Source organism: Ruegeria sp. C12, assembly GCF_056537745.1.
This window is the reverse complement of sequence record NZ_JBQFSA010000002.1, coordinates 205623-217976: the sequence shown is the minus strand read 5'-3', so window position 1 is coordinate 217976 and position 12354 is coordinate 205623. Positions and strand designations below refer to the sequence as shown.

9 protein-coding genes are annotated in these 12354 nt (G+C 59.6%); 7 read left to right on the top strand and 2 right to left on the bottom strand.

What is annotated here, in order from left to right:
- Positions 1-40: 40 nt before the first annotated feature.
- From guaB to ACR0C9_RS06260, 3 genes are all read left to right on the top strand, one after another.
- Positions 41-1489, top strand: a complete 1449-nt coding sequence (guaB, locus tag ACR0C9_RS06270; RefSeq protein ID WP_170450584.1) for an IMP dehydrogenase — start codon at positions 41-43, stop codon at positions 1487-1489.
- 82 nt (positions 1490-1571) lie between these two features.
- Positions 1572-2729, top strand: coding sequence for an RsmB/NOP family class I SAM-dependent RNA methyltransferase (locus tag ACR0C9_RS06265; RefSeq protein ID WP_480780609.1), 1158 nt, complete (start codon positions 1572-1574; stop codon positions 2727-2729).
- 111 nt (positions 2730-2840) lie between these two features.
- A complete protein-coding gene (locus ACR0C9_RS06260; protein WP_480780608.1) occupies positions 2841-5132 on the top strand; it encodes a two-component system sensor histidine kinase NtrB in 2292 nt (763 codons plus the stop codon).
- Positions 5133-5220: 88 nt separating this feature from the next.
- On the opposite strand, the gene ACR0C9_RS06255 is transcribed toward ACR0C9_RS06260, so the two are convergent.
- On the bottom strand, positions 5221-5814 hold the full coding sequence (locus ACR0C9_RS06255) for a gamma-glutamyl kinase (RefSeq protein WP_170450590.1): 594 nt from the start codon (positions 5812-5814) through the stop codon (positions 5221-5223).
- Between the two features lie 192 nt (positions 5815-6006).
- Between ACR0C9_RS06255 and recA the strand changes: the two genes are divergently transcribed.
- The 4 genes from recA to ACR0C9_RS06235 all read left to right on the top strand — a co-directional run bounded on the left by recA (position 6007) and on the right by ACR0C9_RS06235 (position 11209).
- Positions 6007-7074, top strand: a complete 1068-nt coding sequence (gene recA / locus ACR0C9_RS06250) for a recombinase RecA (protein WP_170450592.1) — start codon at positions 6007-6009, stop codon at positions 7072-7074.
- 177 nt (positions 7075-7251) lie between these two features.
- Positions 7252-9924 carry an alanine--tRNA ligase gene (gene alaS / locus ACR0C9_RS06245; RefSeq protein WP_480780607.1) on the top strand — a complete coding sequence of 891 codons (2673 nt, stop codon included), beginning with the start codon at positions 7252-7254 and terminating at the stop codon, positions 9922-9924.
- Between the two features lies 1 nt (position 9925).
- Complete coding sequence (locus tag ACR0C9_RS06240) at positions 9926-10213, top strand: DUF1330 domain-containing protein (RefSeq protein WP_170450596.1); 288 nt, start codon at positions 9926-9928, stop codon at positions 10211-10213.
- Positions 10214-10651: 438 nt separating this feature from the next.
- On the top strand, positions 10652-11209 hold the full coding sequence (locus ACR0C9_RS06235) for a transglutaminase-like cysteine peptidase (RefSeq protein ID WP_480780606.1): 558 nt from the start codon (positions 10652-10654) through the stop codon (positions 11207-11209).
- Between the two features lie 77 nt (positions 11210-11286).
- Here the strand turns inward: ACR0C9_RS06235 and ACR0C9_RS06230 are convergent, their stop codons facing one another.
- Positions 11287-12027 carry a hypothetical protein gene (locus ACR0C9_RS06230; RefSeq protein ID WP_480581111.1) on the bottom strand — a complete coding sequence of 247 codons (741 nt, stop codon included), beginning with the start codon at positions 12025-12027 and terminating at the stop codon, positions 11287-11289.
- Between the last annotated feature and the right edge of the window lie 327 nt (positions 12028-12354).

Below are 12354 nucleotides of genomic sequence, written 5' to 3'. Positions count from 1 at the left end.
TAGGGTCACCGCCAAACGGGCTTTTGCATGGGGTGAACAGATGCAGATTCGTGAGGCGCTTACCTTTGATGACGTTCTCTTGGTGCCGGGGGCATCCTCGGTCTTGCCTGCAACGGCGGATACCAGCACGCGTGTGACGCGGCAGATCACCATGAACATCCCGCTGCTCAGCTCGGCCATGGACACGGTGACCGAGGCGCGCATGGCGATTGCGATGGCGCAGGCGGGTGGCATCGGGGTGATCCACAAGAACCTCTCGGTCGAGGAACAGGCCCGCGAAGTGCGCCGGGTCAAGCGGTTCGAATCGGGGATCGTCTACAACCCGGTCACGCTGCGCGCGGATCAGACGCTGGCTGACGCGCAGGCGCTGGTGCAGCGGTATAATTTCACCGGTTTTCCTGTGGTGGACGATCAGGGCCGTGTTGTTGGCATCGTGACCAACCGCGATATGCGCTTTGCGACCTCGGACGACACGCCGATCCACGCGATGATGACCTCGGACAATCTGGCGATGCTGCAAGAGCCTGCGGATCTGGAAGAGGCCAAAAGCCTGATGCGCGCTCGCCGGATCGAGAAACTTCTGGTTGTCGATGGTGAAGGCAAGCTGACCGGACTGTTGACGCTGAAAGACACCGAACAGGCGGTCCTGAACCCAACTGCCTGTAAAGACACCCTTGGACGTCTGCGCGTCGCGGCAGCAACCTCGGTTGGCGATGCCGGATTTGAACGGTCCGAGTTGCTGGTCGATTCGGGTGTGGACATCATTGTTGTCGACACCGCCCATGGCCATTCGCAAGGCGTTTTGGATGCGGTGAAACGGGCCAAGACCCTGTCGAATGAGGTTCAGATCATCGCAGGCAACGTGGCCACGGCGGATGCGACCAAGGCGCTGATCGATGCGGGGGCGGATGCGATCAAGGTTGGCATTGGGCCGGGATCGATCTGTACCACCCGGATGGTGGCTGGTGTTGGCGTGCCTCAGCTGACCGCGATCATGGATTGTGCGGCTGCCGCCGGGGACGTTCCGGTGATTGCCGATGGCGGCATCAAGTTCTCGGGCGATTTTGCCAAGGCGATTGCGGCGGGTGCGTCCTGCGCCATGGTTGGTTCGATGATCGCAGGGACAGACGAAAGCCCGGGCGAGGTGATCTTGTATCAGGGCCGTTCGTTCAAATCCTATCGTGGCATGGGCAGCCTGGGCGCGATGGCGCGTGGGTCTGCGGACCGGTATTTCCAGAAGGACGCCGCCAATGACAAGCTGGTGCCTGAAGGGATCGAGGGGCAGGTGCCCTACAAAGGCTCGGCCAGCGCGGTTGTTCACCAATTGGTCGGTGGTCTGCGGGCGGCCATGGGCTATACCGGCTGTGGCACGGTCGAAGAGATGCGCAAGAACTGCAATTTCGTTAAGATCACCGGGGCCGGTTTGAAGGAAAGCCATGTGCATGACGTTCAGATCACGCGTGAAAGCCCCAACTACAGGGTGATGTGATCCGGTATTTGGATGCAGACGGCACCCTTTAGCGGGTGCCGTTTTGCATTTGCGCCGCGCGTAACAGGAAACGGAATAGGCAATGACACCTGCAGCCCGCATTCAGGCCTCGATTGAAATTCTGGATCAGATTTTGGATGGCGCGCCGGTTGAAAAGGCCTTGACCGGCTGGGCCCGGCGCAGCCGGTTTGCCGGGTCAAAAGATCGCGCGGCGGTTCGGGATCATGTATTTGATGCCCTGCGCTGCAAGCGGTCCTTTGCCGCGCTTGGCGGCGCATGCACCGGGCGCGGGCTTATGATCGGGGCAATCCGTGCAAAAGATGGCGATGTGGACACCCTGTTCACTGGCGATCGACATGCCCCTGCACCTGTTCAATCCTCCGAGACTGCGCGCGCGGTCACGACGGATGCGGAACGTTTTGACATCCCAGAGTGGCTCTGGCCTCGGTTCTCGGCTTCGCTTGGAGATGACGCCATAGCGGCGGCTGAGGCTTTGCAAAACCGGGCTCCGGTGCATCTGCGGGTAAACCTTCTGAAGGCCGACTTGCCCCTTGCCACGGAACGCCTGAAGGCCGACGGCATAACCGCTCACCCGCTGGGGATCTGCCCAACGGCTTTGGAGGTAACCGAAGGCGCGCGCAAGATTGCGCAGAGCCGGGCCTATCTCGACGGTCTGGTCGAGCTGCAGGACGCCGCGAGCCAGGCGGTCGTCGCGGCGCTGGACATGCGGTCGGGCCAGCGGGTTCTGGATTATTGCACCGGCGGCGGTGGGAAGGCTTTGGCCTTGGCCGCGCATCAAGGGGTCGAGGTCTTTGCGCATGACGTCAATGCCGCGCGGATGCGGGACCTGCCCAACCGGGCCGAGCGCGCCGGGGCCAAAGTGACGTTGGTAACGTCAGACGAGTTGGCCCGACACCAGCCGTTTGACATCGTTCTGGCCGACGCGCCGTGTTCAGGCAGTGGCTCATGGCGGCGCGCGCCTGCGGGTAAATGGGCGCTCACCGAAACGCGATTGCAAGAACTGACCATCATTCAGGCGGATATTCTGGTCACGATTGCGCCTTTGGTCCGGGACGGTGGCGTACTGGCTTACGCGACCTGTTCGATGTTGGATAGCGAGAACGCAGACGTTGTTGACGCGTTCCTGAATGCAAACCCGGAATGGCATGAACATCTGCGCAAATCGTGGCGAGTGGCACACGGCACGGATGGATTCTTTACGGCACACTTGACGCGGTAGCGCGTCACCGAATAGCAACCTTGGGTAGAAGCCCGTTGTTCGATTTTCGTTAAGCGGGAATTAACCAAATTGGGGTCGAAATACCCCAACGCCCAATTGACCGAACCGTTCATGTCCGACGCTGCCGAGTTTTTTTCTGATCCGCCCGACCAGAAATCACCGCCCGCGTGGCGCGCAGGCTCTTTGGCTGTTGTGGCGCTTGTTCTGACCTTGGCGCCGATGTCCGGTTTTTTGTCCTCGGACTGGATGTATGGCTTGTGGGTGTCGGGTGGGTCCTTGCTGTTGGTCGTGCTGGGCGTCGTCGCAAAGACGATGCTGGCAAATCGCTCGGCGCAACAGATGGCGTCGGTCATGGCCGCCTTTGCGCAGCAAGACCCGTGTCCATGCCTGATCGCGAACGCGCATGGCGACATCCTTATCGCGAACGCACAGGCCCAAAAAAGGTTTCAAGCCGATCCGGGTGCAGGCCTGGCCAGATGTTTGCGATCGGTCTTTGCCAATCCCGCCGCGATTCTGCTGCGCCTTCAATCGCAGGCGCAGGCTCAGGGGCGCGCGCATGAGGATATTGTCACCCATGACGCAACCATCCCGGTTTCTGTTTTCGGGCTTGGAAACGGCCTGTTTTGCTGGCGGTTTCATCTCAATGACGGCGGTCCGTGGACGGATCTGTCCCTGCCTGTTTTGACCGAGGGGCGAAACGGCGTGGTGCTGGACCTTAACGCCGCCGCCGAACGTCTTTTGGGATTTCGGCCCGAAAGAATGGACCAGTTTCTGCCGGATAGCCTTGGGCCCGACGGTGGAATTCGGCAACTCACAACACAAAACGGCACGACGCCTGCCGCCGTGACACAACTGTCGCGCTCGGGTATTGGGCGCAATCTGGCGCTGGTGCCTTTGGCCGAGACACCAAGCCATGGGGTCGGAACATGCTTTGCCGATCTGCCTGTTCCGATCATGTGCCTGCTGCCGGACGGAACGATTCAGGAAGCCAACCGTCTTGCGCTGAAACTGCTGGGCGGAAGCCATCTGAACCACACCAACATTAGCCACATCATGCAGGGGCTGGGCCATCCGATCCTCGAATGGTTGGAAAGGACCGCGGCCGGAGAAGACACGCAGCGGTCCGAATTCCTGCGCCTTACCCGCGATGACAAAGAGATTTTCGTGCAGGTGACGCTGAGGCGGGTGATCGATGACGGGCAGGTCTGCCTGATTGCCGTTCTGAACGATGCGACCGAGCTCAAGACCCTTGAGGCCCAGTTCGTGCAGGGACAGAAGATGCAGGCCGTCGGGCAGTTGGCGGGTGGCGTCGCGCATGATTTCAACAATTTGCTGACCGCCATCTCGGGCCATTGCGATTTGCTGTTGCTGCGCCATGACCACAACGACCCCGACTATGCCGATCTCGTCCAGATCAACCAGAACGCCAACCGCGCCGCAGCCTTGGTCAGCCAGCTTCTGGCGTTTTCGCGCAAACAAACCCTGCGACCCGAGGTTTTGGACCTGCGCGACACGATCTCGGACCTGATCCATTTGCTGAACCGGCTTGTGGGGGAAAAGGTGCAGTTGACCCTCAGCCATGATCCGGTGCTGAAACCCGTGCGTGCCGATAAACGCCAATTGGAGCAGGTTCTGATGAACCTTGTGGTCAACGCACGCGACGCCATGCCGGATGGGGGTGAGATTCGGATCGAGACCGAGGTGCTGGCCCTGACAGAACCCCTGCGCCGCGACCGTGCGAGTGTACCGCCGGGCGAATACGTGACTGTAAAGGTCAGCGACAGCGGCATCGGCATTCCCGCCGACAAACTGCAAAAGGTGTTCGAGCCGTTCTATACGACCAAACGAACGGGTGAGGGGACAGGGCTGGGCCTGTCCACCGTCTATGGCATCGTCAAGCAGACCGGCGGTTTCATCTTTGTCGACAGCGCGCCGGGGCGGGGAACCGATTTCACCGTGTTTCTGCCGGTCTGCACTTCGGCCTCGGCCCCGGAGGCGGTGGAAGAGGCACCACCGGTCGTCCAATCAGCGCGTCAGGGCGAAGGGGTTGTGCTGCTGGTGGAAGACGAAGCGCCGGTTCGCGCCTTTGCAACCCGGGCCTTGCGCCTGAAAGGCTATACGGTGCTCGAGGCGGAATCGGCCGAGGATGCCCTGCGCCTTCTGGAAGACCCTGACCTGATCGTGGACGTCTTTGTCACCGATGTGGTCATGCCGGGTATGGATGGGCCGACCTGGGTGGGCAAGGCGTTAGAATCCCGGCCTGATGCGCGGGTGGTCTTTGTGTCGGGCTACACCGAAGGTGCATTCGGAGACTCAGGGCCACAGATCGCCAACTCGACCTTCCTGCCCAAGCCGTTTTCACTAAACCAGCTAACCGAAGCCGTGCACCAGCAGCTTGCCTAAAGCGTGCGACCTTTAGCCTGAATTACCCTGCGACACGAATGGCCCGCGAGCGCCCAAGGGTATTCGCGTCTCAGATTTAAGGTTTGCTTCAAAGGGCGGCGTCATGGGCTGCGAATTCCTCGGCGTGTTTGCTGCGGAACTTTCGTTCGGTCTCGGCTAACAGGGTCAGGTCGCCCGGCGGGGATACATTCTCGCGCGGCAGAGAGATGTCCATCTGCAACCGGTCCTGCAAAAAGCTCAGGATCTTGTCCTGATGTTCGTATTTGAAGATATGGGTCGCACCGACCCCGTTGTTTCTGGTCCGAAAAAACTGGCTTTGGCTGCCCACATCCGCAAACCCGGGGCGCGGGTTCTGCATATAGGCGCGAACATACTCATCAAAGCTCAGATCGCGGGTCGAATGGGGATGGCCGATCCGATCCTCGCGGCTGCGAAAGCGGTACCAACTGCCCAGCCAGTCAATCGGTTCGCGCACGACGGCCATGATTTCCATCTCGGTGTCGTACATCTTTCGGTACATGTTCTGAAAAAACCGATCAAACCGGCGCACCGGCGCGTGTTTCAACTCGGGCGGGCCGGTCACAACCAGATCGGCCCGCGCACCCAACGCGGTGTGGTAAGCCGTGCTGCCAGTCTTGGGGACAGATAAAAACGCAAGGCGTTCTTTATAGAAAACAAGCATTTATCGGCCCCGAACTGTATTTCACCATGATGGCAGAGTGTCGTAAACGACTCTTTAACACAATTGCCCAAAAGTAAGTTCTGTAAGTTTTAGTTGAAATGTTCTCTTTTTGGTCCCATAAGGAACAAGAGGCGAACAAAGCAGCGATTGCCGCCCGGCAAAGGGTGTGACAAAAGGGAAGGCGACAGGACAATGGCGGATCTTCTGACGATGAGCGACAAGAAAAACGCGGATAAGCAAAAGGCGCTCGACAGTGCGCTGGCCCAGATCGAACGGCAGTTCGGCAAAGGCTCGATCATGAAGCTGGGCGAGGATGCCAAGCAGGATATCGACGCAAGCTCGACCGGATCGCTGGGTCTGGATATCGCGCTGGGAATCGGCGGTCTGCCGATGGGGCGGATTGTTGAAATTTACGGGCCGGAAAGCTCGGGTAAAACGACCCTGACGCTGCATTGTATTGCCGAACAGCAGAAACGTGGCGGTGTCTGCGCCTTTGTCGATGCGGAACATGCGCTGGACCCGCAATATGCCCGCAAGCTGGGCGTCGATCTGGATGAGTTGCTGATCTCGCAACCCGATACCGGCGAACAGGCGCTTGAGATTACCGATACGCTGGTGCGTTCGGGGGCTGTGAACATGGTCGTGGTCGACTCGGTGGCGGCGCTGACGCCGAAATCCGAGCTTGAGGGCGACATGGGCGACAGCAACGTGGGCGTTCAGGCCCGCCTGATGAGCCAGGCGATGCGTAAGCTGACCGGCTCGATCAGTCGTTCGAACTGTATGGTGATCTTCATCAACCAGATCCGGATGAAGATCGGTGTCATGTTCGGCAGCCCGGAGACCACCACCGGTGGCAATGCGCTGAAGTTCTACAGCTCGGTCCGTCTGGACATCCGCCGCATCGGCGCGATCAAGGACCGCGACGAGGTGGTCGGCAACCAGACCCGCGTGAAGGTTGTGAAGAACAAGGTGGCACCGCCGTTCAAGCAGGTGGAATTCGACATCATGTATGGCGAAGGTATCAGCAAGATGGGTGAGTTGCTGGATCTGGGCGTCAAGGCTGGCGTGGTCGAGAAATCGGGCTCGTGGTTCAGCTATGGCGACGAACGGATCGGGCAGGGGCGCGAGAATGCCAAGCAATACCTGCGCGACAATTCCCGCATCGCGCTGGAGATTGAGGATAAGATTCGCGCGGCCCACGGTCTGGATTTCGACATGCCGCCCGGCGCTGCCGATGATGACGACATCCTCGAAGCGTAAAGGACGCTGACGGGAACAGCAGAAATCCCCCGGCACCCCGATGGTGCTGAGAATACTGGGAACAGGGCGGTCCATCGGGGCCGCCTTGTTTCGTTTGGAACGGCTATGCTGTGGACACTCCCCGGACGCGGCGGTAAACCTGCGCAAACGAGTATGATTTCGCGCTGAGAGAGCCTGATGCCCACGCTGAACGATATCCGATCGACCTTTCTGAACTACTTCGCCAAGCAGGGGCACGAGGTGGTTGCGTCCAGCCCATTGGTGCCGCGCAACGACCCGACGCTGATGTTCGTGAACTCGGGCATGGTGCAGTTCAAGAACCTGTTCACGGGCGTTGAAACCCGCGACTACCAGCGCGCCACCACGGCGCAGAAGTGTGTGCGTGCCGGCGGCAAGCACAACGATCTGGACAATGTGGGTTACACCGCGCGGCACCATACGTTTTTCGAGATGTTAGGGAATTTCTCGTTCGGCGACTACTTCAAACCCGAGGCGATTCCTTTCGCGTGGGAGCTGATCACCAAGGAATTCGGTATCGACAAGAACCGTTTGTTGACAACGGTTTATCACACCGATGATGAAGCGTTCGAGATCTGGAAAAAGGTCGGCGTGCCTGAGGATCGGATCATCCGCATCGCCACCAGTGACAATTTCTGGCAAATGGGCCCGACCGGCCCCTGTGGCCCGTGCACCGAGATTTTCTATGACCACGGCGACCACATCTGGGGCGGGCCACCGGGATCAGCCGAGGAAGATGGCGACCGGTTCATCGAAATCTGGAACATCGTTTTCATGCAGAACGAGCAGTTCGAGGACGGCTCGATGGTGGAACTCGACATGCAGTCGATTGACACCGGTATGGGGCTGGAACGGATTGGCGCGCTGCTGCAGGGCAGCCATGACAACTATGACACTGACCTGTTCAAAACGCTGATCGAGGCGTCGGCGGATGCAACTGGCGTTGATCCCTATGGCGACCAGAACGTGCACCACCGGGTGATTGCGGATCACCTGCGCTCGACCTCGTTCCTGATCGCGGATGGTGTGATGCCATCCAATGACGGGCGCGGCTACGTGCTGCGCCGGATCATGCGCCGCGCGATGCGCCATGCGCATCTGCTGGGCGCAAAAGATCCGGTTATGCACCGGCTGGTTCCGACTCTGGTGCAATTGATGGGCGCGCAATATTCCGAACTTGGACAGGCGCAGCCGCTGATCGAAGAGACTCTGCTGCTTGAGGAAACCCGTTTCAAACAGACATTGGATCGCGGCCTGAAACTGCTGGATGATGAAGTTGCAGGCCTGCCCGAAGGTGCGGCTTTGCCCGGCGATGCGGCGTTCAAGCTGTATGACACATATGGGTTCCCGCTGGACCTGACGCAGGATGCGCTGCGCGAAAAAGGCCGAACCGTCGATACCGATGGGTTCGACGCCGCCATGGCCGAGCAAAAGGCCAAGGCCCGTGCCGCGTGGGCGGGTTCGGGCGAAGCAGCGGATCAGGCCGTCTGGTTCGACGTGCTGGACAGCGCGGGGGCCACGGATTTTCTGGGTTACGATACCGAGAAAGCCGAAGGTCAGGTTGCCGCGCTGATCGTCGATGGCGCTTTGGTCGACAAGATCGAGCAGGGCAACAGGGGCTGGGTCGTGGTGAACCAAACCCCGTTCTACGGCGAGGCCGGCGGTCAGGTTGGCGACACGGGTGAAATCCGTCGGCTGGAAGAACGCGATGATGTTTCGCGCGTCGAGGACACAAAGAAATTCGCAGACGGAAAGGTCTATGCGCACAAAGTAACCGTGGATCACGGCGCTTTATCCAAGGGCGACGCGGTTGAGTTGGAGGTTGATCACGCGCGCCGTTCGGCGATCCGTGCCAATCACTCGGCGACGCATTTGCTGCACGAGGCCTTGCGCGAAACACTGGGTGATCACGTGGCGCAGCGGGGGTCGTTGAATGCATCCGACCGCCTGCGGTTCGATTTCAGCCACTCGAAAGCGTTGACGCTGGACGAAATCCAAAAGGTTGAACGCGAGGTGAATGATTTCATCCGCCAGAACTCGACCGTCGAAACCCGGATCATGACCCCGGATGACGCGCGGGGGCTGGGTGCGCAGGCCTTGTTTGGTGAGAAATACGGCGACGAAGTGCGCGTTGTGTCGATGGGCAAAGCGCCGACCGGTAAGGGACAGGATGGCGAGACCTGGTCGATTGAACTGTGCGGCGGCACGCATGTGCGCCAAACCGGCGACATCGGAACCTTTGTTGTTCTGGGCGACAGCGCCAGCAGCGCCGGTGTCCGGCGGATCGAAGCGCTGACCGGGGATGAGGCGTTCCGCTATCTTTCGGCGCAGGATCATCGTCTGGCCCAGATCGCGACAGAGTTGAAAGCGCAGCCGGATGATGTGGTCAGCCGCGTCAAATCTTTGCTGGACGAACGCAAGGCGCTGCAAAACGAGGTCGCTCAGCTGCGCCGGGATCTGGCCATGGCTGGCGGCGCGGGGCAGGGCAACGGGGCCGAGGCGCGCGAGGTCAATGGCATCAAGTTCCTGGCCCAGGCGCTGAGCGGTGTATCGGGCAAGGACCTGCCTGCGCTGATAGACGAACACAAAGCCCGTCTTGGCTCGGGCGCGGTATTGTTGATCGCGGATGCTGGTGGCAAGGCCGCTGTTGCGGCTGGTGTAACGTCGGACCTGACCGACACGGTTTCCGCGGTGGATCTGGTGAAGGCCGCTGTTGTGGAACTGGGCGGGAAAGGCGGCGGAGGCCGTCCCGATATGGCGCAGGGCGGGGGCAAGGATGCCTCCAACGCCGACGCGGCGATCAAGGCCGCCGAACAGGTATTGGGAGCGTAACATGCCCGCACTCTGGATTTCGCACGTAACGGTGACCGACGCCGAATCATATGGAAAATACGCCGAGCTGGCCGGACCCGCGATCGCCAAACATGGCGGTGAGTTCATCGCCCGCGCCGCCCGTTACGTTCAGTTAGAAGGGAAAGAGCGGCCACGGAATGTGGTCGCCCGGTTCCCGTCCGTCGAAGCGGCGGTGGACTGTTACAATTCGGATGACTACCAAACGGCGCTGGATCACGCGCGCGATGCCAGCGAACGTGAGTTGGTGGTGGTTGAGATCACCGACTGAGAATCACCAGGCGCGGTGCGTTTTGGGCGCGTCGCGTGCAAGTGGGCCGTATGTAAGCGAAAATCAGCCAAGGCGCGGATGGCATGATTGTGGCAACAGCAGGCTCGCGAAAGGCGTGAGTTTTACTTCATAAATGTCATACACTTAAGCCTGCTCGGGCGAGTGTCCGTTCAGGTTTCCCGTCACAATTGTGGCCATCTGAACCCATTTCTTGCCCGAAATGGTCAAAATAAGTGACGAATTTCCGCCCTTTTTCCCCTTCAGTTTCGACCTAGATTGCATAATCGGCCACGTTTACGGATAGTTTCTGAAAACGGAATATGGTCCGGTTTGACGACAATCGCTCGGAGAGACTTGGATCGAGGGACAGGCATGAAATCGAATGGCGGGAAATTCACGTCCATCTTAGGACGCGCTGCGGCAGGTTCGGAGCGCTTTTTGGGTGTCGTTGCCATTACTTTTGGCACGTTCCTGGGGGCTACCGTTGCCCAGGCCTCGGAAGGGGCTTTCATCACCAGTGTGTCCGCGTCCCCTCCGCCAACCGGCGCACGTCAGTTGTGCCGCCAGTATGATTGGGCCTGCACCACGAAACGGTCCGGGTCGCTGACCAGCCAGCAAGAGATGCAGATCGTTCAGCGTATCAATCGCCACGTAAACGCCACCATTCGCGAAGTGACCGATCAATCGCAGTACAGAACCCGCGAACGTTGGGCGCTTCCGACCTCGCGCGGTGGCGATTGCGAGGATTTCGCCTTGTTGAAAAAGCGCGATCTGATCAACGCAGGTATCGATCCCAGAAAACTGCTGATTGCAACTGTGCTCGACAAACACCGCAATGCACATGCTGTATTGGTCTACCGTTCGGCGCAGGGGGATTTGGTTCTGGACAATCTGACCAATCAAATTAAACCCTGGTCCGCGACCCAGTATCTGTTCCTTCGCATGCAGGATCCCAAACAACCTCGGCGTTGGGTTGGTGTCTACGGTAGCAGTTAACGTAAGACCAAGAACGCATCGCAAAAAGCCAGCGGCGATAGTTACAACCGCTGGCTTTTTTGCATTCTAACCCGAGCTTAGTTCGTGCCCTGATCACCGGCTTCAGGCGAGCCGCCGCCTTCGGTTCCGTTACCTTCGGGCGAGTCACCCCCTTCGGTTCCGCCGCCTTCAGATCCACCGCCGGAGCTGGAACCACCGGAGCTGGACCCACCAGAACTGGAGCCACCTTCGGACCCACCAGAGCTGGAGCCGCCCGAACTGGAACCACCAGAGCTGGAGCCACCCTCAGAACCACCGGAGCTTGATCCGCCAGAGCTTGAGCCGCCCGAGCTGGAGCCACCTTCAGAACCACCGGAACTGGAGCCACCCGAGCTTGATCCACCAGAGCTGGAGCCACCTTCGGACCCACCGGAGCTGGAGCCGCCCGAGCTCGATCCGCCGGAGCTGGAGCCACCTGAGCTTGATCCGCCGGAGCTGGAGCCACCGGAACTTGATCCGCCGGAGCTGGAGCCACCGGAACTTGATCCGCCCGAGCTTGATCCACCACTGGAACCGCCAGTAGGCGTCACGCCGCCGGAGCTTGAGCCGCCAGAGCTTGATCCACCACCGGAACTGGACCCACCTCCGGAGCTTGATCCTCCGCCAGAACTGGACCCACCGCCGTTTTCGTCAGCCGGACCGTCGCCGGAACGCTGTGACGGCGCGCCGATCGACGCTGTCGGGAAGTCGGTCAGAACTGCTGCGAACGCGGGGCAGGTCTGAAGCGTCCGGGCCAGAATATCTTCGAAATCCGAACGGCGCTGCAGATACCGCAGCATACGGGATTCAACGACGGTACAAGCACACAGGGTTTCCGTCGATACAGACTGTTTGGCGGTCCGAACTGTACATTTCCCATCAGCCAATGCGGGACCAGCCGCGAGCAAAGGAAGTGTAGCTGATGCAAATATAACGGGTAGTATACGAGACTTGATGCGCATGGCGCTACTCCTTGAAACTCATTACTTACTGCGTCGATCTTATGCACTATTGAAACCGTGCGTTGTATGAACGACGTCACACTTTAGTCATGAATACACCTTTCTCTGGCCGAATTTACAAGGGCCGGATCGGGTGAGTCACTTGATTTTAACTTTACTAAAAGT

Bases quoted from the DNA above. Each gene is read 5' to 3' on its own strand.
- ACR0C9_RS06230 (WP_480581111.1), bottom strand. From the start codon at position 12,027: ATGCTGCGGTATCTGCAGCGCCGTTCGGATTTCGAAGATATTCTGGCC.
- ACR0C9_RS06260 (WP_480780608.1), top strand. From the start codon at position 2,841: ATGTCCGACGCTGCCGAGTTTTTTTCTGATCCGCCCGACCAGAAATCA.
- ACR0C9_RS06240 (WP_170450596.1), top strand. From the start codon at position 9,926: ATGCCCGCACTCTGGATTTCGCACGTAACGGTGACCGACGCCGAATCA.
- recA (WP_170450592.1), top strand. From the start codon at position 6,007: ATGGCGGATCTTCTGACGATGAGCGACAAGAAAAACGCGGATAAGCAA.
- ACR0C9_RS06255 (WP_170450590.1), bottom strand. From the start codon at position 5,814: ATGCTTGTTTTCTATAAAGAACGCCTTGCGTTTTTATCTGTCCCCAAG.
- guaB (WP_170450584.1), top strand. From the start codon at position 41: ATGCAGATTCGTGAGGCGCTTACCTTTGATGACGTTCTCTTGGTGCCG.
- alaS (WP_480780607.1), top strand. From the start codon at position 7,252: ATGCCCACGCTGAACGATATCCGATCGACCTTTCTGAACTACTTCGCC.
- ACR0C9_RS06265 (WP_480780609.1), top strand. From the start codon at position 1,572: ATGACACCTGCAGCCCGCATTCAGGCCTCGATTGAAATTCTGGATCAG.